Below are 24,088 nucleotides of genomic sequence, written 5' to 3' on the forward strand. Positions count from 1 at the left end.
CCACCCACAAAAATCGACTCCATTTTAAAATGATGATTTTTATTTAAATATACATCACCACTCCCGGAGACATTATATGAAAGAAGTAATCTTTAATCGAAAATTACTTCCCTTATCGCTTGCCAGCCTCACATCCAAAATTGGCGACTTCGCACATGAAGTTGTCTTCGCGTTGATCACCATTGAGTTATTATCAGGCGATATATTCTATATTGGGCTAGTCTATTTTCTAAAATTTATCCCTTATCTCTTTTCCGGACCTGTGGGTGGCTGGATTGCCGATGTATTTCCATTCAAGAGAAACATGCTGCTCAGTGATACACTCAGGCTGAGTGTGACTTTCGTCATGTTTATCACTTACTACTTGGGCATATTGAATATAGCCGGACTGGTTGTCTGCGCTATGCTGATGACGATAGGACGCAGCCTGTTTCAACCAAGTTTCAGATCCTACCTGCCATTTGTGTTGAACAAAGAAGAATTACCTGCAGGAAACAGTCTGTTTCAAATCATCGAAGATGTCGCATCCATTATCGGACCATTGCTATGTGCCTTGATCATCTCTGTTGCCGACAAAAGTTTTGTCTTGCTTGCCGATGCAATCACTTATGCACTTTCTCTTATTTTTCTGCTTTTGTTGAAAAAGAATCAGACACACAGAGAGGAAAAACTTTCGTTTACCGCTTTGTTTACTGATACCAAAGAAAGCATATCGAATTTAAGAAATCATCAAACTGATTTATTCATGGTGATTATTGGCACGACTGCGTGTGTACTCTTTACAGCCGCGCTGCTGAAATATGTGCTCCCGGCTATCATTGTTGAACATTACCTGCGTGAGGAATTGGTTGGTTATGTCTTTTCAGTGATGGCAACAGGAACGGTCATAGGCGGCATTTTATATCCGAGAATTGTTAAAGACACGACACCAGAACTGGTGATGAAATCGTGGATGTTATATGGCGTGCTGTTTGTACTGGTGGCGATAGCTATTAACATCAACCAGCCTGCGCTGTTCACCTCTGTCTTCATACTGGGGTTTGTTGGCGCCATTGTGGATATTTCTATCATCACCAATATCCAGACCCTATCCCGCCAGGGAGAGCTTGGCAAAAATTACGGCCTCTACTCTACCGTTGCTAACACAGGTGAATCCTTATCAGGCATTGTGGCTGGTGCTCTGACCATAGTAGCTGGCGGATTCTCTTTTATCTGCATGGCGACTTCCATTGTCATTTCGGCCAAATGGGCACTGGTTAAACTCAGAAAAGAAGAAAAAGCACATGAACGAACAGTGTAAAATCGCCCTTTGCCGGGAAGCAAAGGAGATAATCGTTTCAGAAAGAACAAGCTTCGTCTCTACGCGAATGTATTGAGATAAAAACGATGCACACTGAGAGAGAGCAACACGGAGACAGGAAGTTTATTCATATCGACATGGACTGCTTTTTCGCAGCAATCGAGATGAGGGATAACCCTTATCTCCATAATATTCCCATCGCAATCGGCGGCAGTGTTGAGAGCCGAGGGGGGGTTCACAGCGAAACTAATCGTGCCGTTGGATATCGGAATTGAAGGTGGAGAGCTGGATTTGGGGTTTGAGCGTTGGGAGATACTGAAGGCTTCCGAGAAGTGGACGCAGGTACTCAACTGAAATCAGACGCTATCCCAGGTGAGCATTCACTGCCCTAACAGGGTCTATCAATATGTGGGTCTGTGACTTACGCTGGCACAGAACAATGAACAGCCTCCCGCCGAGGTGTCCACGAGTTACAGAGTCAGATCACTCAAACCAACAACGTATGTTCTACAACAAGTAACGAGTTTATGTCCACGCCACAACAGGGCCTCACTTGTGATACGAACGAAAAACTGATAACAATGAATACATTACCAATCATGTGTTGAATTTATGCTACTAAACGATCTTCTCGTGGTGATGAAAGTGGCGGAGCTTCGCAGTATCACAGCAGCCGCCAACAGTTTAGACATGCAAGTCGCTACCGCGAGTGCCGCGCTTAAACGCGTTGAGAAAAATCTGGGACTTGAGCTGTTTATCCGTTCGACACGTCAGTTGCGGATATCGCCCGCTGGCGAGCGTTACCTGCCTCAGTGCCAGCAGGCTCTGCAATTACTCGAGAGCGCACGACTCAATATTCAGTCAGATTTGGATGAGTTGGGCGGCGAAATGCGGATTGCTCTGTCTTCCGATCTGGGCCGAAATGTCATTACCCCTTGGCTCAATGAGTTCCTTGATCAACACCCGAATCTCACTCTACGCAGTCACATAAGCGACAGTATCATCGATTTTTATCGCGATACCGTTGATATGGCTTTGCGTTACGGTTCACCCACGGAAAACAACCTGTATGGTTTTAAAATCTGTGATGTCCCTCGTTTGCTTTGCGCGGCCCCTTCGTACCTCGCAACGCATGGCACACCGTCGCATCCTCACCAGTTGGCGACACACAATGGCTTGTGCTATCAATTGAACGATGTGGTCCAGGATGAATGGCAGTTTGCCCATTACGATCAAACCATCAAAGCCAAACTGTGCGGGAATCGTATATCTAACGACGGCGATCTAGTACGCCGCTGGTGTGTATCCGGATATGGAATGGCCATCAAGTCGTGCCTCGATATGGCGGACGATTTGCTCAATCAACGAGTGATCAGTGTAATGCCTGGTTATACGCCGACGCCGACAGAGTTATGGTTAGTCTGCCCCAGTCGTCAGTCCATCACACCCACCGTCCGTTTGCTGCGGGATTATCTCAAAACCCGCACTCAGGCGTTACTTTCAGCGCTCGCGGCGCGCCACCTCATCCCGAGCTAAGCGAGCAGCCTCTCGTTTAGCTTGGGATTAAAACGGGTGTGCATCAAGCCATGCTCGAGTCACTGTATCTAAGATTTGCCCCTCTCGACGAACCTGGTAGTCGAGATCGGCGATGATGGCGTTGGAGAAACAGAGTGCATCCAGTCGCGCCAATTGCTCCGGCGTAAACCGAGCGCGACTATCTTCACGTAATAACAGTACCGCGCGATCAACACCGCCCAGCAAACCCTTGGGGTCGTCCAAGTCGCGTATGCGATGCTTATGGTGCAAGAACTGGGGTTGCCACAGCGGTACCACGACCCATTGTTGGTGTTCGACCGCCTGTTCAAATGCACCAAAACACGCTTCTTCACTGCCGGTATGAAAGCGATAGCCCACCTCCTCCAGACCATACGCGACCATCATATGAATTGAGAAACGCGTGATCCCTGCGCCTGGATTAATGCCTTGAATATCTCGGTGCATTTTTGCTCGCACTTCCGGCTTCAGCAAATCCTCGACACTGGCGACCTGCTCAACCGGCACGTAATCGGGCACGCCCCACAGGGCATACGGTTGATAATGGAGGCCGAGCTCTAGCAACGGCACCTTGGCTTCGACTTGGCTTTTGTAGGTACCATGGCTGGATGGCAACCAAGCAGAGCTCAACATGTCCACCTCACCAGAGGCCAACTGCGCAAAGTTTTCCTGGTGCGGTGCGTACACGCGATCGACCTCAAACCCCATATCGACGAGCACATGACGAACAAGTGAGGCTGTCACCCGGTGGAAGGAGAGATCCGTGACCCCTATTGTGATTGATTGTGGCATTACTTTTCCTCTTCTGACATAACCTTTCAGGTCGTGGCGATGTGAGCACCACCACGGCTGCGGCACGTAGTGCTCATCACTCCAGCTTGAGGCGCACAATGCGATAAGGCTTGGTCGCCTCTTCCTCGCCCTCGTTCATGATTGGATGCAGGTGCAACGCATTTTGCGTGAGATACAAATAGCCTTTACCTAATGCAAAGCCATCAACCCAGTTGAGCAACTGATCATCTTGCGCGATCAGTCGATAGCCAGTTTCGTCGGCCACACCGATGGCATTTTTCTCCAGATCACCCACATAGATTCGGCCATTCTTTGCCATCACCATGCCATCACTCGGTCGTTTTTCACTGTAAAATTCGATGGTTTTCGCAAGCTGCTCGGACGCGAGCTTGGGATCAGCCAAGGCCGCAGCTGGGAGACGATAAATAGCACTGCCGTTGACCGTCCCGAAGTACACCCACTCATTATTGGTATCGATCGTGATGGGGTTGAGACCCAGAGACACAGGATCGGATTTGCCGTCTTGGCGCTTCGTAGCCAACGCCGACCCATCAATATTGATTTGATGCTGAGGCGCCATCAACGCTTTGTTCGATTCCAGCACGCGCCGCGCCTGACCGGTATTGAGATCCACCACCACAAATGCCGGAGCGGCCGACCCAGCGATGTTGCCTAAGGTGGTGTCAGCGATATACATCAGATTACGCGAAGTATCGAGGGCAAAGTCCTGAAAGAAAGAATTATCCACCATCACTGAAGGACTGAGCGTGAAACGCTTCGCAAGCACATGGTTGACGCTATCCCAAGCGACAATCTGAGCGGGCGTAGTGGCACTGCCCATATCCAACATCCAAACCGTCCCCTCTTTCGTGCTATCAATGCCAATGACCGACGACAGCCCCACTTCCCCGAGCTCAGGTCCATCGGCCCAGTCCTCGGTAGGAAACGGCCGTGTTGTGCCGTCGTCTAGCAACTCCATCACTCGATATTTTGGGTTTTCCAATGGATGCATTGACATGATCAGACGTCCTTGCTCCGTGACGGTCAGGTTGCCCGGTCGTGTGCCATTTAACTGTGCAACTACCTCTAAATCCGTCGCTGTAGCCACGTTGGATCCTATCGCAGCCATGAGGGCGATCCCTGTTTTCAGTATGTTCATATTGTACCTCTGTAAGCTCGCACACTCAGTTTGGGCTCTATGTGAATATGTTTCGACAATACGCGAGATATTCAAACCTAAAAACAAGCTAATGATTGAGTAATTATCAAATATTATTTGAATATAAAGGAGGGGATACCTGTCGAAGGGTAAGAGTTGAGGGCTAGTGTTCAGAGTTTTGTGTCTTTGCCTGCACGTCCTAAAAAAAGGGAGAGACACATCATGGCTGATAAATACGAAATTGATATCCAGGCATTCGCCAAAGCGCTGCAGTCCGGGCAAAACCTCAATGGCAAGGATGGCCCGCTCACGCCGCTGATCAAGCAGATCGGGTTATACAATTATCATCTTAAACTACTAAAGTGCTCAATTAAAAAATCTACAAACAAACGAAGTCGCTTGGGTTGATACTGGCGACTCAGGTAAATCACATTCAAATCCGCACCTGCTGAAGAGGTCGATGCGTTGAAGTTCTTCATGTAGCCATTCAACACCGTCACTAAACGCTGCTTTTTGATGTCTTCTTGCACATCTAAAATCGATTTCAACGCAATACCCGCCCCATCCAACGCCCATTGACGAATCACTTCACCATCATCAGAAAAACGCTTTGGCAGCACAGTGATGACGTTGTGTTGTTCTTCATCTTGAAAATGCCATGTTTTCAGTTCTTCATTGCTGCGAACCATAGCTAAACAATCGTGCTGTGCTAAATCTTGCGGCGTAATCGGCGTCCCTTTCTTTGCCAAGTACTGAGGAGAAGCGCAAAGCACTCGGCGACTGGATGCAAGCTTGCGAGAGATAAGATTGCTGTCGGCCAGCTCCCCGTATCGGATAACGATATCCAAACCGGATTCTGCTAAGTTGGATAAGTTATCGTTCAAATACAGATAAGGGATCACTTCGGGATAAAGCTGATTAAATTCCGACAGTATTGGCGAAATGTATTGCTTGCCAATATCACGAGGAGCCGAGATTTTAAGTGTCCCGCGCACTTCTTTGGTGCCAGTTTGGAGTAAGTTTTCCGTCTCTTTTACGCTGTCGATAATTTCCAGACATGCCTGATGGTACATCGCGCCAGAGTCTGTCAACGATATATGCCTTGTACTGCGATTAAGCAATCTCACCCCATAACGATCTTCCAGCGACTGTAATCTTGCCGTTACCGTTGCTGGCGATAAGCCTAGCTCTCTGCCAGCCGCGGCCAGCCCTTGGTTCTTCACAATGCTGGCAAACAGCGTCATATCTGAAAACTTGTCCATGATCTCTCCTTAAATTTCATTATTCATCTTAGCTGAATAATAAATTCAAATATTACCCAATTATCAAATTCACTCCAATACATATACTGACTCCATCGAAACAAGATTGGAGAAACAAATCATGAAAACAGAAAAAACCGTTTATGTCGTACTGGGTGGCACATCAGGTATTGGTGCTGAACTTAGCCAACAACTTACAAGCGAAAATACGGTTGTCCACGTAGCCAGCCGTAAAACAGGTTTAGACCTCAGTGATGAACAATCGGTTTACCACTACTTCGAAACCATTGGTGCTTTTGACCATCTGATCGTCACAGCAGGTTCTTATGCTCCTGCGGGCAAAGTGGTGGATGTAGAAGTATCCCAAGCAAAATACGCTTTTGATACCAAATTTTGGGGCGCCATCAACGCAGCTAAACATGGAGCACGCTACATCAAAAAAGGCGGATCAATCACACTTACTTCCGGCATGTTATCTCGCAAAGTTGTAGCGAACACCTATGTAAAAACCGCTATTAACGCTGCCATTGAAGCAACCACGAAAGTACTGGCGAAAGAATTGGCTCCTATCCGAGTGAATGCGGTCAGCCCGGGTTTAACCAAAACCGAGGCGTATCAAGGCATGAACGAAGACGACAGAAATGCCATGTACCAACGCACGCAAAATAGCTTGCCAGTAGGCAAAGTTGGCGAAGCCAGTGACGTTGCAAAAGCTTACCGACTTCTGATTGAAAACAGTTACATGACTGGCGCCGTGATTGATGTCGACGGTGGTGCACTGCTTGGCTAACACCAAATAGAAACAAGGTGCCATCGCAACAAAAATGCATGGCACCAATGGGTTCAAACTAAATAAAAAAAGAGACTCCCCATGAATAAAGAAAAAATGCCGCTGCAGGTATGGGTCTTGACGCTTGCAGCTTTTGCTATCGGTACCGCGGAATTTGTTATTGCAGGAATTCTTCCTCAAGTCGCCAACTCATTGTCCATCACAGAAGGGCAAGCGGGTTATTTAATCAGTGCCTACGCGCTTGCCATTGTGTTTGGCGGTCCACTACTTACGATTTACTTTGCACGCTTTAACAAGAAAGCCGTGCTGGCTGGGCTAATGGTGTTGTTTATCCTCGGCAACATATTGTCTGCTTTCGCACCAAACTACTTTGTGTTGATGGTAAGCCGAGTGATCACTGGCTTGGTTCAAGGTCCTTTCTACGGCATTGGTGCCGTGGTAGCGACCAATTTGGTTTCAGAAAAAATGGCAGGTCGCGCGGTCGGACAAATGTTCGCGGGATTAACATTGGCTAACGTTTTAGGTGTGCCTGGCGGTACTTGGATTGGCTTGCAATTCGGCTGGCACACCACTTTCTTAACCGTTGCAGCTTTTGGCTTAGTGGCTCTGTTCTTCATCACTTCAGTGGTCAAATCGACCGGTCATGGCGAAGCAAAAGATGTCAAAGCGCAATTGGCAGCGTTCAAAAACCCAATGCTACTTATCAGCCTTGCGATCACTGTATTTGCTTGGTCGGGGTTCATGACTTTGTATGGTTACATCGCCCCTATCGCCATGCACATCACTGGCTTTGGTGAAAGTGCGGTGACTTGGATTCTGGTTATCGTTGGCGTCGGTCTGATTGTTGGTAACACCATGGGTGGCCGTTCATCAGATAAAAACCTACAAAAAGCCTCCATGTTCTGGGCTATCGCGATGATTGTTTCACTAATACTGGTCGGCTTAACCGTAGACAACAAAGTACTGTTCATCGCCACCGCCTTTGTGTTTGGTATTGCTTCATTCGCTAACGTACCAGCGATGCAGCTTCGAGTAATGAACCACGGTGGTGAAGGCCAGGAATTAGCGGCGACGGCAAACATCTCAGCGTTCAACTTAGCCAATGCCTTTGGCGGTTTCTTAGGCGGTATGGTGCTCGATAGCCAAATGGGCGCGGGCATGATCCCTTACGCAGCCATCATTGTTCCGCTGATTGGTTTGCTATTCATCGCCAAGGCGAACCGCAAAGAAAGCAAACAAGCCGAGTTAGCTCCAAGCTTCAACAACTAATTTCATCCCAACCGGTAGTCCTGATTTAACGCCTCCCGAACAAAGCGGGGCTACCCAATACGAATCACTAGGAAAACACTATGAAACTCTACATTTACGAACATTGCCCATTCAGTGCTCGCGTCCGCTATGTTGCTGGCATGCTGAATATCCAACTCGACGTCATCAATATTGCTTATGACGATGACAAAACCACGACAGATCTTATCGGAACCAAGCAAGTCCCACTTCTTGCCAAAGACAACGGAGAAGTGATGGCAGAGAGCCTAGATATCATCGCTTACTTCCTTGAGCTGGCAACATCCAGCGAAACAAGCCAACCGTCACAACAAGTGTTGGATTGGCAAAAAATCGCGTTTCTTCCACTGCAAAAAGTGGGTTACCCAAGGTGGTCAAATATGGATTTACCAGAGTTTGCCACTCTGTCAGCGCAACAAGCTTGGCGCGCCAAAAAAGAAACTGATGCACTCAATTTTGATGCGCTCCTACAAGACACACCAAACATTGCCAAAGAGGTAGAAGCGCTCATCAAAGGTGCGAAAAGCGTGTTGAATCTCGATGCCTGCCAGCATGTGACTTTGGTAGACGAAGCCATCCTGTTTTCTATTTTGCGTGGGTTCTTTAGTGCAACAGAAATCCAATGGGACAACACAGTGAAAGATTGGGTGGAATCTGTAAGCAATAAAACCCAAGTACCACTACTTCAGTAAGGAACCGACCATGAGCAAACTTTTTGAACCAATACAGTTAAAACAACTGGCTCTACAAAACCGCGTGGTGATGGCACCAATGACCCGAGCACGCACTAGCCAACCGGGTAATATTCCAAACCCAATGATGGCGACTTACTACAAGCAACGTGCGACTGCGGGCTTAATTATCTCTGAAGCCACCCAGATTTCAGACGATTCACAGGGGTACTCGTTCACGCCAGGCGTATACACCGATGAGCAAGTGGCAGGCTGGAAAGCAGTCACTCAAGCAACAAAAGAACAAGGTGCTGCAATGTTTTGTCAGTTGTGGCATGTGGGCCGAGTATCGCACCCAACATTCCAAAAAGGCGAACAGCCTATTGCCCCATCGGCACTCAAACCGGTAGAAACCCAAGTATGGATTGCCGACGAACAAGGTAATGGCAATATGGTCGATTGCGTAACGCCACGAGCCATGTCCCAAGCCGATATTGACCGTGTGGTGAGTGATTTTGCCTATGCCGCTAAACGTGCGATTGAAGCCGGCTTCGATGGCGTCGAAATCCACGGTGGTAATGGTTATCTGATTGATCAGTTCCTGCGTACCAACTCAAACCACAGAACCGATAACTTTGGTGGTACTCGCGAAAACCGACTTCGCTTTTTATTGGAAGTGGTCGATGCGGTGAGCGAAGCCATTGGTGCCAACAAAGTGGGAGTACGACTCGCTCCTTTCATTACTTTTAAGGACATGAACTGTCCAGATATTGTGCCGACTATCCTCGAAGCATCGAAACAACTTCAAGCTCGCGATATTGCGTACCTGCACCTATCTGAAGCGGATTGGGACGACGCTCCAGTGATTCCAGAGAGTTTCCGAATCGAACTGCGCGAATACTTCACAAACACGATTATCGTCGCAGGCAGTTACACCCAAGATCGCGCTGATGAGGTACTTGAGAAAGGTTATGCTGATTTAGTGGCATTCGGACGCCCATTTGTTTCTAACCCAGATTTGGTAGCGCGCTTAAAGCAACAACAGCCTCTGGCTGAACTGGACGGCTCAACGCTATTTGGTGGCAACGAGAATGGATATACGGATTATTCAGTACTTGATTGAATAATTGATTCTTTACTAGAGGCCTAAAAACGGAGTGGATCCCAGTATCGGGTTATCAAGCTCTGCCGAAGCAAGAGGAAATATAACTCGTTACATTTCCTCTTGCTATTACAGCCAACTCAGGCCTCATCAGTATAACGAAGGGCTGGCTCCCAATGAATCTGAAGGCTGTATTGCGAAATACTCTAAACTGCGGCCAATTTTAGTTGACCACTACAGTTATGACTGACTCAACAAGGGATCTCGAGCTGATGGTAGAACCTAGCAAACCTTTACGTATCACCGCTTTATTGCTCAATAACGTCCCAAGCACCGCGATAACCGGTCCAGCAGAGATGTTAATGATCGCCGCCAAACTAGCAGGGCTTCCCAAACCAGAAGTACATTATATTTCCCCGTACGATACGCACATTCAAACCTTTGCCGGATTGACGATTGCCTTTCCCACACCATGGCAGCAGGTTGATAAAACAGATATTTTCTTGCTCGGTTGCTGTGGCGAGCCGAGTGATGAGACCTACCTGCTGCCAGAGACAATCAAAACATGGTTGACGCAGCAACTGGTTGATAGCCAATATGTCGTTTCCTTATGCACGGGCACTTTTTTATTGGCAGAGCTGGGGTTGCTCAATCATCGTAGCGCCACCACCCACTGGGCTCATGTAGCGTACTTTCGTGAACGCTACCCCAGTGTCAAGCTGATGCCCCACCTAAAAATCACTCATGAGAGCCCGTTTATCTGCTCGTCGAGTGTGCGGGACTATTACGACGCCACTTTGTTGATCATTGATGATCTGTTCGGCAGTGAGCATCGTACGCGCTGCGAGCGCTACATTGGGGGGGATATTTCCTGTATGACGCGGATCTGCCTGACCAGTTTCGGCCAATATCGGCAGCACAATGACACTCTGATCCATGAACTGCAAGACTGGATGCATCATGAACATCCAGGCAATCTGACCGTGGCGCGATGCGCGAGCAAGAGTTTTTTGAGCGAAAAACAGATGACGCGACGGTTCAAAGCGGCAACCGGCGACGTTCCGGTTAACTATATTCAACGTCTGCGTCTCTCTTACGCACGGGACAAACTGAGTACGACTAAGTTGAACATTGAGACCATCAGTCGCCAGGTGGGCTACAGCAACATCAATCATTTCCGATTACTGTTTAAGAAATTTTATGAAATGACGCCAACACAATACCGTAAAGTTACGCAGTCATATTGTGAACACAAACCCGCCCACTGAAGCCGGGGCCTATCCGTCAACGTTCGATCAAGACTACCTTCTCACCACGAATGATTTGGTAAACGGCTATCTTGTGTTGGCGTAGGTGCACCCCAGAGATCTAGTGAGTTAGAATGCTGACAACGCAACCTTAAGCCTTTGATACGTTCTCATGCAGCACTGCACAATTACCAAGCGAATATTACCTCGCTCTGCCAGATCTCTTCTTAGTAGGCTGGCCACTCTCGCATAAGGCCCCTTAAAAAGGCGAAAAGAATGAGCCCACATCTTGCGAACTCATCCTTCACTCCATTAAACAACATCAAATAGGAATTAATGTCCAGGTCCGAACCCTGCAATACAGTCAATAAAGTCTTTAATACTTATCTTACTGCCCTCTAGGTAGTCAGTCACGATCGTACATTGGTTGCCGACCGAACTGGTCACAGAGGTGTCACTGCCTCCAAGCGCTGAACCACCAAAGTAATCAAAATTACTCACTGAGTTTTCAACGTTTGGTAGCTTGCCATTGAAGCCAAAGCTCTTGCGCAACTTGTTGGCCGACTCTTTGGTGTAAACAAAGACCTTGCCCGTGTCCGTCATATCCGGTTTATCATAACCCGGCGCAGAAAAGACCATCTGAATCGTCGGATCTTGAGCATCTAATGCGGTTACCGCCGCTAGGTTGGTCCCAAACGCATCGCCCCCATGCACGCTCGGCGCTTTCACATACTTGAAGAAGCTGTACGCCACTTTGGTGTTAGCGTAATTGTTGTCGTTGTAGATGTAAGCCGCCCCCGAATCCAGAGCCTGATTGTTGGTCAAACCGGGGTTTTGACATGGGGCTTTGTTGTTTGTGCCATCCACATGCGTGCCGCAGTTATCTTCACCAGGCGCACCGATCATCAGACCACCCACACTGTCGATGAACAAGTTAGCGCCGAACTGATCGTTCGCGTCAGGGTTTGGCGCTTTGATGTAGGCCACTTCCTTCAAATTGGCATTGTTGTCATCGTAAGCAAACACATAAACCGCGCCAGACTTGCCAATCCGGTTGTCCAATTTGACATTACTGTTAAGCGGCGAGTTACCACAAACACTTTCACCATTGATTTTCTTGTTAGGGTTTTGCTGCGCCCCATCAATCTCTGCTGAGCAGCCAGACTCCCCTGGCGCACCAATCACGATTTTGTCATCTTGATGATCAAACGACAGTGCGCTGCCAAACAAATCCCCCGCGTCGGTGTTTGAGGCTTTAATGTACTCTTTCAGCACCCACTGCCCATTCTCTCGCGCATAGTGATACACAGCCCCAGAATCCCTCGCCGAGTTATCCCACAGGCTTGGGTTAGGATTTGTCCCACACACGGAGCCATAACCAAGGCGTTGATTTGCGTTCGCCCCCTGGCCACCCACACCGGTACCGCAGTTATCTTCACCCGGGGTACCCACAAGCAGTTGATCCCCATCGGAGTCCAATGCCAAGGCAGAACCAAACATATCACCAGGATCGGTGTTTGGCGCTTTTAGGTACGCATCCAGCACCCAAGTGTTGTTGCTTTTTTTATAGATGTACACCGCCCCTGAGTCTCGGGCACTGTTGTCATCCATACCCGGGTGTACGTACTGGCCGCAGACCGAGTGACCACCTAGACGCTGATTCGGATTGACGCCCGTGCCTCCAACACCGATGCCGCAGTTGTCTTCTCCTGTTGCGGCAATAGCGATGGTATTACCATCACCACTGATGTGGACCACACCGCCAAAGTTATCCCAAAGGCTGGGGTTAGGCGCTTTGATGTAAGTGGTAAAATCAAGCAACTTATGACCTGCACTTGTTTCAAACTGACTGTTGTTTGCAAACTCCCCCTGCCCTTCGAATATATAGGCCGCGCCAATGGAGACGGAATCTAATGGCTGACCAGAATCTGCATTACTTTCCATCCCATACGAGAAACAAGTAACTCTGCTGTTGGTGCCAATGAGGTTGGCGTGTTCGGTCGCCCCAACATTGGCCCCACAGCCCGATTCGCCTGGCGCACCGACCACCAAAACTTGATTGTTCCCGGATAGAATGGCCGCTTCGCCGAACTTATCTGAACTTTCTGCATTGGGGGCTTTAATGAGCGCAGTACCGAGTTGTCCTTGTAGCGTTTTCCATTTGAGGTAAACCGCGCCAGAATTGGGCGCAGAATCTGACCCTGGCTGCGAAGCTAAGCTATCTTCATATGGCGCCCCAACCACTATAGGGGCAAAGCTCGCCTCAGCAGCAAACGGAGCCGACATATAGCCGGCAAGCGATAAGTAAATGATAGATCGTAAGACATTCATAATGTCACTCCAGACTTATTTTCTATGTTAGGTGTTGTTATTTCTTCTTAAAACATGAATAACGAAGTTCACACTATTATTAATAACCCAACCAGCTTATTGATAATAATGATTGTTATTTAAACTTATTTGAAGCAATACACTTTAAATACCACAAAGAAGGTCATGGTTATCATTCGTGCATTCAAGATGCTACTTATTGTATATTAACTATTCAATATTAAATGAGCGAGATGTCGGGTATCGGATGGGTATTGTGCGGAATAACAGTGTATTTTACTGATGCAATCAATATTTCATTGGGCAATAAATACGTAACCATTCACCAGTGGGGCATTGACTAGCCAGTAGCCAGCCCGAACACATCCGGGTACGGTTGCTTTCGGTTAACAGCCGTCACTATATCGCTGATGGTATCTAGCGCTGACATCCCGCGTTTCTTGCAGGTTTCGACCACCGACAGAACCCGCGAGCGGAACTGCTCTCCCCGGTGGGAGCTGGTGCGTTGCAACATCAAAACTGACCCCGTACTGAATTTTTTTAGGAAGCGATTTTTGCAGCCATTCCAAAATGTTTGTTTAGCCCATGATTTAGGCATTGTCGCAGTCACGGTATTAGGTAACGAGTTTAGATGTTGTAAAGCTGCATTAATATCTGAATCACTAGTTGCTTACTTCGCAGAGCCATGTAATTCCCCCTTAATGGTTGTTTTTTGATTAGGGCGAAAGAATATTTTTACTAACCGCCACGCGTCCTGCACTTTACTCTTGGAATAAACGCCAAGCCTTACAGCTATTAGTGATGGAAGAAATCCAAAAAAGAGAACAGTAGAAATTAGAGATAAAAACATTGGCAAAGTGATGAACCACGGCTGTACGTTAAAGGAGCCGATTATCATCATGCTGCCTATCAATGAAAGCAGCCCCAAAATACCAGTACACAAGTTAATGAGTAGTTCCGTTCGTTCTTGGCTTGGAAAGCGCTTTACGGCAACAATGAACGCAACCAGAAAAATCCCGCCGCCAAAAAGTAACAACATATGCTTTAAACCAGAAAGATGTGAGATTGTCTCTGACCACCAATTAATAAAGTCATCAGGGATAACTGCATTCAACATGCTTTTTGGGGCGTATGCTACTGGGTTAACTAAAAATTCATCGGTACAGAACTAGAATCTGACGTTATCCCAGTCGAGCCTCCACTTCCCGAACAGGGTTGATAAATATGTGGATCTGTGACTTATGCTGACACAGAACTATGAACAACCTCAATAGATGATTCTTAATCTGGATACTCGAATTTAGTTGCCACAGTTCCGTCTTCATTGATAAACAGTGTGAACGCATTCCAGTCTCCACCTGTATGTGCTTTCATATTAGCGTGAAGCTGGAGCACTAAATCCTTAACAGAACGCCGAAGTTCTCTATCAAGCGCTGGGAAAAATTCTTCATCACTGGCTACATAACTAAAAGCGGACCCTACACTCAAACTACCATCTTCATAGCCATGATCATATTCAAAGCGACACTTAGCTGACGTGGCATCAACTGGACAGCTCTTCTTCACAACGAGGTAAAGCTGCTCGATCAATTTGCGTTGTTCTGCAATTGGATTATTCATATTTACCCTCCAGCCTGATTTTCAAATTCTTTAGTATACGTTCGACCATTAATTTGATACTCAACTTCAAGACTATCTGGCCTTGGATTGTTCGGGTCGGCCCTGTTCAATCTCACTTTTACACTGCCGACATTATCACCATTTTGTAAAGCGCGATTAATTTCATTTTCCCAACGTTTGTAGGCGCTATTATTGAAATTTTTATCTTGCGGAAAAAGATTATATCGGTCACAAGTTCCCCCATATCGGCACGCCTGAATATGCCCACCAACATCTGTATCTAAGCCTTCTTTTCCAACTGCTGTTTGACGACTATCCCTAGGCATCTTAACGTCAACTGGCGTAAAACTGATTTCATCCACGAAACCGCTTTCATTTGTTCTAAACGTAGTCCCATTATCGAGTTCATACTGAGTATTAGGTAACGGATTGTTTAATGCCTCGTATTCTGGCGTACCTTTAACAGCTTGTGATGAATCAACCTTAACAACAGGTATATCACCAAGCATCCTACCATCAACGTCCCCAACGGCACTACCCAAACGTGTCCCCGACACATCCAAATCCGTAGACGGGGCTTTATCCAGATGGGGGGCGGGGGCCGGCAGAGCCAGATCTGGCAGGTCAAAGTCCGCATCCATATGCTGGATGTGTTCCTGAGCTTTACCCAGTAAAGCTTTGGCTTCTTCGACCCGACCGGCGCTGAACGCTTCTTTGGCTTTCTTCAGCAGATCACCGGCTACCGGTATCAGTCCGAGGCCCGCGACCAGATAGTCAATGCCGCTTTCCGCGTCAACAAACCCCTTCACATCCCCGGCACCTGGGGTGAATTCCATTAAGCCGTCGAACAACGCGTTCAGTTGTGCCTGCTGATTCTGGCGCGCCTCACCGGACGGATCATTCAGCACGGTACGGATGCTTTCCTGCTCCTGCCCAAGGCGAGTGTCGTCCCAGGGTGATGCCCCTTCATCAAACGAATCCAGCGCGGCCTGTGCCTTCGCTATCTGTGCCCGGCAACCAGGGCTGCTCATGTCCTTACAAGCCGCCTGAAGCTCTGCATCCCGCATGTGGTCAAGCTGATTGGTCTGATTCAGTTGCTGGCAAGCCGCAGAACCTGCCCCCTGCTGGTTACAACTGGCAAGCAGAGACAGTTTCTTCTGTACTTCTTCCTGATTCAGGTAGTACTCGATACTGCCTGCGGGCAATACCGCTTCATCCGCCAGATAGTTGGAACTGTTACGACTGATGAGTGCTGACTGATTCCCATGATGGCGGTTGATATCTCCTTCTCTAACCGTTCCCAGCCCGCTGTTTTCCAACACAAAGGCGTAGTTATCCGCTGAATACCCGCCCATCAGGCTGGCGTATTCTTCATTCAGCGTTTTATTTTCCCGGCTGTCTAATCCGCCCTGCGCAACCTGACCATGCGTGACTTCATGACCTAACGTTGTCATGTAGTCCTTCGCATTCTTCATGGTTTCGTCATTGATAACGATTTTGCTGGCACCATTACCATTCATGTAATGTGCCCCGTGCGTCATCTTGGTGACCGCAACAACCAATGCCGAATCGATATTAACGCCATACACTTCGGCATAGGCAGCGGCGTACGCATTAATCGCGGCCTGCTTCTCTGAAGCTGTTGCTGTATCCAGGTTATTTAATATGACCGCAAACTTGCCCTCTGCCTGCGATGCAACCAGCTTCTGAACATCCAGGTTTTTCTGAACGTTATCAACATGCTCAAAAGTATCGCCGACAGAGACGGAATCTTTGGTGACCACATCGGCGAGCGAGGACAAGCCAAGTTCATTCCGCTTCACATCCTCGGCAATGTTATTGCGGCCTTCTTCCGTCAGCAGGCGGTGGTCGAGGGTGACATCTACGTTGCCCTGCTGGCGGTCGACTTCGAACAGATCCCGGCTGGTAGTGCTGGTATCGCGGTTCAGCGCCGTGATGTCGCTGTCATCGCTCAGGGTGATCTCGCCCTGCCCCAAGGTTGCGAGGGTCTTGTCTTTGCTGTAGGACGAAGTGCTGGTGTATTGCAGGTTGCTGCTGTTGTAGGTGGAATCGATTCCCCCTTGCTGCACCCCGACACTGGTGGTGAGCCCTGCCGACTGGTCCTGACGGTAGTTGGTATTGTTGAGATCGCTGTAACTCAGGCTGCCGGTGTTGAGCGTCAGGTTACCGAGATCCTTGCCGTCTTCATCGACGGTGGCAATGAGCGCGCCGGTAATGTCGGTGTTGCCCGCGACCTTGATATCCGCCGTGCCGCCCGAGGTGAGGGTGGTGAGCTGGGTTTCCGAGCTGATAACACGGCCGCTGCTGGCGTTCAGGCCGCCATTACTGCCGGTAGTGTCTCCCTGGCCGCTCAGGCTGACACCGCCGCTGATACCGGCCCCCTGATGGCTTGATCTGTGGCGATCCTGCACCGAAGCCACACTGAGATCACCGCCAATATCCAGGCTCAGCGACTCAGCAGCATCGACATTGGCACCTTGAATATGGGTATCACCACGGGAATTAATGGTGATGTGACTCCCCGACACCCCGCTGTTCACATACGTGGTCGACTGGCTGCGCTGCTCCGACTGATTCAGGCTGGCGTTGAGACTGCCGCCGGTGCTGCTGCCGTGCACCGTCATCGACGCGCTGATGGTCCCGCTTTCCGTCAGAGACTGGCTCTGCTGTGTTTGCTCAGCGGCCAATACACTGACCGTACCGCCATCCAGCGTCACGCCCTCTTTGGCGGTGAGCGAGCTGCCCTGCACCAGTATCTGCTGATCGGTCTGGGTCCCGGACTTCACTACAATATTCTGACCCGCGAGCGACGACCCGCGTGCGGTTGAGCTGCTGCTCTTGCTGTCGGTCTGGGTGACTGACATGTCAAGATGAAGACCCGCATCGATCCCAAGTGTACTGGTGCTTTGCGCCGCGGCGGCTCCCTGCTTCATCAGCAAGGTGGTTTTCGACGCCACATCCACTGTCGCCAATGTAATGCTGGCAAGATAGAACGCCTCATCGCTTTTGACATCACTGATAATGCCTTGCAGCTCGGCAATATCCGCCGCATTCACACCCGGTTCATGGTTCGCCAGTGCCTGTTCCAGCTCAGACAGCGTCTGCTCAAGGCTGTCGACTTGTTTCTGGTACTGACGGTAATCTTTTTCTGCCTGTTTGAGCTTGTCTGCAGACTCTTTCAGTGCGATCGCCGCTTTGCCCGTTTCCACGGCCTGATGCTGCACCACCAGGCTCAGCTCGGCTTCACCCTGCATGCTGGAAGAGGTGGTCGATTCCGTGTCGAGCACTTCGCGGATCAGCACATTTTCCGCCGCGGTCAGTTCAATGTTACCGTTGCCATCATCATCGGCGTCGGCCAGCACATCAGAGCCTTGGATCACAATGTCTTCGGCGGCGTCCATCAGAACCGTGCCTTTGCCAATGATGGACGCACCGCGATGGGTGGTAGCATCGGTCTTGTTGTCAGCTTTACTGTACTCGGCTTTTGCCAGTGTCAGCTTGGCCTGACCGCCGTCAAAATTCACCGATTCATACGGGTTCACCACTGATTTCAGAGCATCTTCCACGTTAACCGACAGGGATTCCGTGGACGACCAGGTGCTATGGTTTTCTTCCGCCGCCAGCACGGTGACACTGCCAGTATCTGCCGTGAAATTGGCGTCGGCTTCTGCGCTGACATCAGAGCCGATCACAGTCACACTGCCACCGTTGATATTCACAGTGCCGCCGGACGACAGGGCGCTGCCTTTAGCAGTGTTGTGGATTTCGCCCTGCCGTTCAGAATCCATAGAGAACAGATCACCACCTCTGAAGGCGCCGTATTCCTGCTCGAATGTTTCGTGCTGACGGCTTTCCTGTCCGGCCGCAATAATGACCTCATCGACGGCGGTGGCAGTAATATCGCCCTCTGCCTCGACATCACTGGCCACCAGCGTAATCGACTTGCCTGAGGTGATGTCGATGTTATCGCTGCTCATCATGCCGCTGGCATCCAGCAAGGTAGCGGAATCCACCTCAGATTTGTGCGAACCCGACAGGCCGCCAAAGCCTTGTTTAATGGTCTCGTTGCGGCTGTAGCTCTGGTACTGCTGCGCGGTGACGGTCACATCACCATCGGCCGAGGCTTCGATGCCCTCGCCCGCGGTAAAGTTGGAGCCGACAATAGTGATATCGCTGTCGCCGCCTGCGGTCTGGACGCTGCCAAACTTCTGGGCTTTGACGATGATTTTGCCGCCCGCCGATACATCGGCACCGACCACAGTTTCGGTCAGCGATTCCTGAATGGAGGTTTCTCTGCGGCCAAAGGATTTCTTCTTAGTGGTTTGGTCGTAACGGTATTCGCTGTCGTTAACAGCTTGGAAAGTGATATCGCCTTTCGCCAGCACAACCACGTCACCTTGCGTAGACATCTGGCTGCCGGTTGCCGTGATATCGTTACCGGACTGAATAAACACGCCATCATTGGCCGCCAGTTGCGTCCCCTGATGCTGCCTGATATGACTGACCGACTGACTGTTGTGCGTTTCCTCACGGCTGAAGGCTTCATTCACCAGGGTATTGAGCGCAACGTCCCACCCGGCAATCATTGCCAGCTCGCCCTCTGTATACATGTTCGATGCGGTGACCGAAATATTTTCTCCGGCATCAAAACTCAGGTTGCCGCCGGAAGATAAACCGGATCCCAGCACAGCGACATCCAGGTGTTCCTGATCGCGGGTTTTGAGGTAATCGCGCTGGGTTTCGGCGGTCACTATGATGTCTTTTTCGGCTTTGACGCTGAGATCGCCACCGGCAGTGACATTGGCAGCAGTGTTTTTAATCGAGCCACCAGCACTCATGGTGATCGTACCGCGTCCGTTAATGCTGGCCGTCTCACCGACTCGGGTATCGGTGTATACCACACCGCTGGCATCATCGGCTGTGGTTACTGCGCCGTTCTGAGTGATGCTGACACGCTCAACCTCAGTGCGGTTGATGATGTCGCCCTTTTCCGTGCTGAGTGCGATATTTTCACCGGCTATCTGGCCGCTGATATTCTGAATATCATTAACGGCGTCCATCTCAATATCGCCACCCGCGGTCATGCTGCCACCCAGGTTGCTGATATTGTCATCACTAACCAGATGCAGTTTGCCCTTGCTGTCCATCTGGCCGCTGTTGATGATATTGCCGGCTTCTGCATAGACCTCGCTGCCGCTGATCAACGCGCCGCCGCTGAGATTGTCCTGCGTCACTCTCGACAGATAGAGCTTGGGTGCCAGCACCTGCTGGCCGTTCACTTCAACTGGTTCCCACCAGACAATATCCTGCGTCAGCCCGGCGACCTGCTCCGGCGTCAGTGCCACCCCGGCCTGCAGGCTCAGGCTGTCTTTCTGCTGGCCTGCACTGTCGAGCAGCTGCTGCATCTGGTCGAGATCCGTGCCGACATCATCATTGAGGTAACGCTGGCCCGTTTGTTCGAAAATGGCAGAGGTGATGGTGCGGGTGTCATAGAAGGCATCCCCCAGCACCTTGAGATCCTTTTGCGGATCGAAGCCTATGCTGTCGAAGAAGTAATCCGATCCCAGAAACTGATCCAGTTGGGTCAGCGCCGGATTGGTTTCAATCAGATACTGGCTGTCCGGGCCATTGTTATACACGAACAGGCCGTTCGGGCTGGTCGGCAGGCGGAAATCGGGGAACGGAATATTATTAGTTGATGTATTCAGTGCAAGGTCAAGCTGATTGCCCGCAGCGGTTTGCACACCCGCTTGTTGCGCCTGTTGTGATGGCTTACCGCTACTCTTGGCACCTGTGTTTGATTTAATTTCTGAGTTGTTCAGCTTGTTTTTAACATTGAGAACAGTGTTGCCACCGGATGAAATGGTGGAATTGATAAAACCTTGGTCGAACTTTTGCACATCATGACTGGTGCGTTTGAAAACAAATTCTTTGACTGTCTGACTAGTCAAATTCCGATGATATGCGTAATCGTAGGCAGCTGTCTCTTTTATACCACCGATTGCATACCCAATGTTTTTAAGAAAGTCTACTGTAAAATATGAATTGTTAGCTGCACTAATTAGACTGGCATTATTTTCTAAGTTATTTCCTAGAACTGTTAAATTCTTTCCAGCGAGCATCTGAGCAGACGCAGATGCTGCTTCAAGCGTGACCACCTCATTTTTAGTCACAAAATCAAGATGTTTTCCCCCGGTGATGACTAAAGTGTACCGAATATTGCTATTACCATTCGCTCCGCCACCACCTTTTGACTCTTTCCATTTATATGTTGGTGCAAACTCAGAATCATTTGCCACAGTGAACTCAGCTTGATTGTAGTGAGGCTCCAGCTGTACCCCTTCGCCTGATGATTTTTCAATCTCCAGTACTTTCCGCTTATTCACGATGTTTTGAGCTTTCATATCCAGATCAGCACCGGACTGAATTACCCCAGAAATATTCTGCACCGAGGTTGCCATGGCCCCACTAGCATCCCCGGCAATCACCATGTTGCCGCCGGTTAAAATGTCGGCCTCGGTATTGATCAGGTGGCCTTTGACATAGAAATACCCCTGATCACCGGCATACAGCAGGCCGGTGTTGGTCAGGTTACCGGCCACATTTAAGGTGGTGTCCTGCATCCCCAGCGTCGCGCCCTGATTGGTGAACTGCGTCAGGGTCGCCATCAGGTTGGTCAGTGCCTGTATCGTTCCCTGATTCGTCAGCATACCGGCATTCAGTACAGTGGTATTACCTGAAATCAGGCCGGTGGCCAGATTGATGAAGGTGCCGCCAACGCTGACGATCGTCTGTCCCTGAGCCACCAACTTGCCTTTGTTTGAAAGCTTGCCGCCGGCAGAAAGACGGGCATCTCCGCCAGCACTCAGGTTGTGGTTGAGAACCATATCGCCCGTGGTATTAACATCAAGATCGCCATTTGCCGTCGCCGCCTGATTCAGCGTCAGGGTATCCACACTGATACTCATATCGCCAAGCGATGTCAGATCACCATCGTTAATCAGGCTACCTGCGGTCAGTTGGCTATTGGCGTCGCTGGATACTCTGCCTTTCTGGGCAAACCAGTCTGCATCGACAAACTGATCACCTACAGCCTGGATCTGTCCCGTATTTGTCAGCTGACCCGATACGCTCAGACGCTGCGCTCCGGCAGCCGCCAGCGTTCCGGCATTGTCGATCTGATCGGCCACAATCTGCTGATCGGCCTGCGATGTCGTCACACCTGTGCTTTGCTGGTGAAAGGTGCCGGCTGTGATGGATTGTTCACCGGCAGACTGAATCGCGCCCTGATTAGACAGCTCGCCAGTGACATGCAGAGTTTGCGAGCCAGCCGATACCAGCTTGCCCCTGTTATCAATTGTCTCTGCCTGAACAGACATGCCCGCCTGCGCCACCAGTTCACCTGAAGTGCTCTGTGTCAGCGTTTCTGCTGCAGCGTTCAGCTGATTGGCAATGAGCTGGCTGTGGTTCTGAATCGTTCCCGCCTGTAGTTCCAGCGTACCGGCATGGGTTGTCCCTGCGCCCTGCAGTGTCAGCGACTGAGGATTGGCGATTGTCAGTATCTGCTTAACGGCGATCTGACCCTCATTGGTTAACTGGCTGATCCCCGCCAGACTGGCGTGCTCTGCTGCAATCTGGCTCGGTGCATCCAGGCTGAGGGTTTGAGCCACGCTGCTCAGTTCGCCAGACACCTGTATCCTGCTGTCACTCAAACTCACGTCAGCGCCTGTCAAATCCACCCGTCCGCTGAGACTCTCTGAGCCGTCTGCGGCCACACCGGCAATTAACGTACTGTTTTGCAATCGAATGGCATCCGCCTGAACCCTGATTGTCTGGCTGACGGTTTCTGAATCCTGAAAATTCACTTCAGACCCCGAGAACGACGCACTTTCTGTGGCTGCCACCAGACTGTTCTGATGAATCTGATCACCCGCCGTTGCCTGAAACTGAGCAGCTGAGTTTTCACTGTTCAGAAGCAAATCACCGGCCGCGACATACTCGATGTTCTGTCCGGCCTGCTGCGTGCCTGTGGTCGTCACCGACTGATTCGACTGCACAGTAAGTGACTGCTTACTGCTGACATCCCCTAGGCTGATCTGGCCGTCAGCTGAGAGCTGAATATCACCCACAGTACTGAACAACCTGCCCGTGTTGACGCCGACGCCCTGCTCGGTCGCCACCAGCGAAATTCGTCCGGCATACATGCCGCCCAGCGCCGAAGAATCGATTGCCAGTAAAGGCTTATCTTTCACATCATGCGTGGCTGTGACGTCATTGGTCAGATAATCAATTTGGTTTGGGCCAGTAACGACAGACAGGTTGTTGGCATGAATGTCCGCATTGATTTTTGCCGTGCGGGCCAGAATATCGAAATAGTCCTGCTGTGTGCCATCCAGCCCTTGCCCGGTGACAGTGACATCGCCCTGGCGAATGTCAAAGCCGCTCAGCAAGCCGCTCTGAAACTGAGGTACACCCGTGGTTAATGTGGCGCGCGGGGTATTGAGAAAACCACAGCCGTTACAGGTAATGCCATACGGGTTGGCGACTATGACGTTCGCTTGCTGGCCAAACACTTCGGTATAGCCATTCAACTGGCTGCGGTTGGCCCCGGTGACTTCATTGAGAATGACAGAGGCGGCCTGCCCGTTCAGCTGAGCGTTCCCCTGCAAATAGCCGCCCAGCTGAGATTGCGCCAGTTTTTCGGTTGAGTTGTTTAGGATCAGCCCTTCTTTGCCGACGTTGTATTGCTGGAACTGGTTATGCGATAAACCACTGGCATTGGGGGCGGCAATGTTCACCACAGGCACGCCGTTAGCGGCGGCAGAGATCGTGGTGTTGTTCTTGCTGCTGCTATCGACCTGAATGGTTGCCCAGACAGGCTGAGTCGCCAGCATCCAGCACAAAACGTAAGTCAGTACTTGCGTAAATTTATGATTGCGATGCCGCATGCTG

Annotated in this window: 14 protein-coding genes and 3 pseudogenes; 9 read left to right on the plus strand and 8 right to left on the minus strand. The window is 49.9% G+C overall.

The features are described 5' to 3' along the window. Positions 1 to 76: 76 nt before the first annotated feature. From KCG43_RS11570 to KCG43_RS11580, 3 genes and pseudogenes are all read left to right on the plus strand, one after another. Entirely contained in the window at positions 77 to 1,300 is a 1,224-nt protein-coding gene (locus tag KCG43_RS11570; protein ID WP_218384982.1) for an MFS transporter, read from the plus strand. A gap of 86 nt (positions 1,301 to 1,386) precedes the next feature. Continuing rightward, positions 1,387 to 1,530, plus strand: a pseudogene (locus KCG43_RS11575) (hypothetical protein); the annotation flags it as partial. Between the two features lie 382 nt (positions 1,531 to 1,912). Next, positions 1,913 to 2,836 carry a LysR family transcriptional regulator gene (locus KCG43_RS11580; protein ID WP_218384986.1) on the plus strand — a complete coding sequence of 308 codons (924 nt, stop codon included), beginning with the start codon at positions 1,913 to 1,915 and terminating at the stop codon, positions 2,834 to 2,836. A 27-nt stretch (positions 2,837 to 2,863) separates the two neighbouring features. Here the strand turns inward: KCG43_RS11580 and KCG43_RS11585 are convergent, their stop codons facing one another. From KCG43_RS11585 to KCG43_RS11595, 3 genes are all read right to left on the minus strand, one after another. Further along, complete coding sequence (locus tag KCG43_RS11585) at positions 2,864 to 3,646, minus strand: glycine betaine ABC transporter substrate-binding protein (RefSeq protein WP_218384989.1); 783 nt, start codon at positions 3,644 to 3,646, stop codon at positions 2,864 to 2,866. 76 nt (positions 3,647 to 3,722) lie between these two features. Further along, on the minus strand, positions 3,723 to 4,805 hold the full coding sequence (locus KCG43_RS11590) for a major royal jelly family protein (RefSeq protein ID WP_255558009.1): 1,083 nt from the start codon (positions 4,803 to 4,805) through the stop codon (positions 3,723 to 3,725). A gap of 344 nt (positions 4,806 to 5,149) precedes the next feature. Next, positions 5,150 to 6,067 carry a LysR family transcriptional regulator gene (locus KCG43_RS11595; RefSeq protein ID WP_192017270.1) on the minus strand — a complete coding sequence of 306 codons (918 nt, stop codon included), beginning with the start codon at positions 6,065 to 6,067 and terminating at the stop codon, positions 5,150 to 5,152. 121 nt (positions 6,068 to 6,188) lie between these two features. On the opposite strand from KCG43_RS11595, the gene KCG43_RS11600 reads away from it, so the two are divergent. From KCG43_RS11600 to KCG43_RS11625, 6 genes and pseudogenes are all read left to right on the plus strand, one after another. Continuing rightward, positions 6,189 to 6,857: an SDR family oxidoreductase gene (locus KCG43_RS11600; protein ID WP_218384991.1), complete on the plus strand. Its 669-nt coding sequence runs from the start codon at positions 6,189 to 6,191 to the stop codon at positions 6,855 to 6,857. Between the two features lie 81 nt (positions 6,858 to 6,938). Next, positions 6,939 to 8,126, plus strand: coding sequence for an MFS transporter (locus tag KCG43_RS11605; RefSeq protein ID WP_192017272.1), 1,188 nt, complete (start codon positions 6,939 to 6,941; stop codon positions 8,124 to 8,126). Between the two features lie 80 nt (positions 8,127 to 8,206). Beyond that, complete coding sequence (locus tag KCG43_RS11610; RefSeq protein ID WP_218384993.1) at positions 8,207 to 8,836, plus strand: GrxB family glutaredoxin; 630 nt, start codon at positions 8,207 to 8,209, stop codon at positions 8,834 to 8,836. Positions 8,837 to 8,846: 10 nt separating this feature from the next. After that, positions 8,847 to 9,938: an alkene reductase gene (locus KCG43_RS11615; RefSeq protein WP_192017274.1), complete on the plus strand. Its 1,092-nt coding sequence runs from the start codon at positions 8,847 to 8,849 to the stop codon at positions 9,936 to 9,938. 11 nt (positions 9,939 to 9,949) lie between these two features. After that, positions 9,950 to 10,148, plus strand: a pseudogene (locus KCG43_RS11620) (IS3 family transposase); the annotation flags it as partial. A 41-nt stretch (positions 10,149 to 10,189) separates the two neighbouring features. After that, positions 10,190 to 11,185 carry a GlxA family transcriptional regulator gene (locus KCG43_RS11625; protein ID WP_192017275.1) on the plus strand — a complete coding sequence of 332 codons (996 nt, stop codon included), beginning with the start codon at positions 10,190 to 10,192 and terminating at the stop codon, positions 11,183 to 11,185. Between the two features lie 312 nt (positions 11,186 to 11,497). Here the strand turns inward: KCG43_RS11625 and KCG43_RS11630 are convergent, their stop codons facing one another. The 5 genes and pseudogenes from KCG43_RS11630 to KCG43_RS11650 all read right to left on the minus strand — a co-directional run bounded on the left by KCG43_RS11630 (position 11,498) and on the right by KCG43_RS11650 (position 24,084). Continuing rightward, positions 11,498 to 13,495: an FG-GAP repeat protein gene (locus KCG43_RS11630; protein WP_218384995.1), complete on the minus strand. Its 1,998-nt coding sequence runs from the start codon at positions 13,493 to 13,495 to the stop codon at positions 11,498 to 11,500. 340 nt (positions 13,496 to 13,835) lie between these two features. Continuing rightward, positions 13,836 to 14,021: pseudogene (locus KCG43_RS11635) on the minus strand (IS66 family transposase); the annotation flags it as partial. Positions 14,022 to 14,165: 144 nt separating this feature from the next. After that, positions 14,166 to 14,612 (minus strand): hypothetical protein, encoded by a 447-nt coding sequence (locus tag KCG43_RS11640; RefSeq protein WP_218384997.1) that lies wholly within the window; start codon positions 14,610 to 14,612, stop codon positions 14,166 to 14,168. Positions 14,613 to 14,776: 164 nt separating this feature from the next. Then, a complete protein-coding gene (locus KCG43_RS11645; RefSeq protein WP_192017279.1) occupies positions 14,777 to 15,115 on the minus strand; it encodes a hypothetical protein in 339 nt (112 codons plus the stop codon). A gap of 2 nt (positions 15,116 to 15,117) precedes the next feature. After that, positions 15,118 to 24,084: a hemagglutinin repeat-containing protein gene (locus tag KCG43_RS11650; RefSeq protein WP_218384999.1), complete on the minus strand. Its 8,967-nt coding sequence runs from the start codon at positions 24,082 to 24,084 to the stop codon at positions 15,118 to 15,120. Between the last annotated feature and the right edge of the window lie 4 nt (positions 24,085 to 24,088).

The organism is Photobacterium sp. WH24, assembly GCF_019204055.1.
Lineage (GTDB): Bacteria > Pseudomonadota > Gammaproteobacteria > Enterobacterales > Vibrionaceae > Photobacterium > Photobacterium arenosum.

What these genes read in the sequence shown, in the direction of transcription:
- KCG43_RS11570 (WP_218384982.1), top strand. Translation starts at nt 77, where the DNA reads ATGAAAGAAGTAATCTTTAATCGAAAATTACTTCCCTTATCGCTTGCC.
- KCG43_RS11580 (WP_218384986.1), top strand. Translation starts at nt 1,913, where the DNA reads ATGCTACTAAACGATCTTCTCGTGGTGATGAAAGTGGCGGAGCTTCGC.
- KCG43_RS11585 (WP_218384989.1), bottom strand. Translation starts at nt 3,646, where the DNA reads ATGCCACAATCAATCACAATAGGGGTCACGGATCTCTCCTTCCACCGG.
- KCG43_RS11590 (WP_255558009.1), bottom strand. Translation starts at nt 4,805, where the DNA reads ATGAACATACTGAAAACAGGGATCGCCCTCATGGCTGCGATAGGATCC.
- KCG43_RS11595 (WP_192017270.1), bottom strand. Translation starts at nt 6,067, where the DNA reads ATGGACAAGTTTTCAGATATGACGCTGTTTGCCAGCATTGTGAAGAAC.
- KCG43_RS11600 (WP_218384991.1), top strand. Translation starts at nt 6,189, where the DNA reads ATGAAAACAGAAAAAACCGTTTATGTCGTACTGGGTGGCACATCAGGT.
- KCG43_RS11605 (WP_192017272.1), top strand. Translation starts at nt 6,939, where the DNA reads ATGAATAAAGAAAAAATGCCGCTGCAGGTATGGGTCTTGACGCTTGCA.
- KCG43_RS11610 (WP_218384993.1), top strand. Translation starts at nt 8,207, where the DNA reads ATGAAACTCTACATTTACGAACATTGCCCATTCAGTGCTCGCGTCCGC.
- KCG43_RS11615 (WP_192017274.1), top strand. Translation starts at nt 8,847, where the DNA reads ATGAGCAAACTTTTTGAACCAATACAGTTAAAACAACTGGCTCTACAA.
- KCG43_RS11625 (WP_192017275.1), top strand. Translation starts at nt 10,190, where the DNA reads ATGGTAGAACCTAGCAAACCTTTACGTATCACCGCTTTATTGCTCAAT.
- KCG43_RS11630 (WP_218384995.1), bottom strand. Translation starts at nt 13,495, where the DNA reads ATGAATGTCTTACGATCTATCATTTACTTATCGCTTGCCGGCTATATG.
- KCG43_RS11640 (WP_218384997.1), bottom strand. Translation starts at nt 14,612, where the DNA reads ATGTTGAATGCAGTTATCCCTGATGACTTTATTAATTGGTGGTCAGAG.
- KCG43_RS11645 (WP_192017279.1), bottom strand. Translation starts at nt 15,115, where the DNA reads ATGAATAATCCAATTGCAGAACAACGCAAATTGATCGAGCAGCTTTAC.
- KCG43_RS11650 (WP_218384999.1), bottom strand. Translation starts at nt 24,084, where the DNA reads ATGCGGCATCGCAATCATAAATTTACGCAAGTACTGACTTACGTTTTG.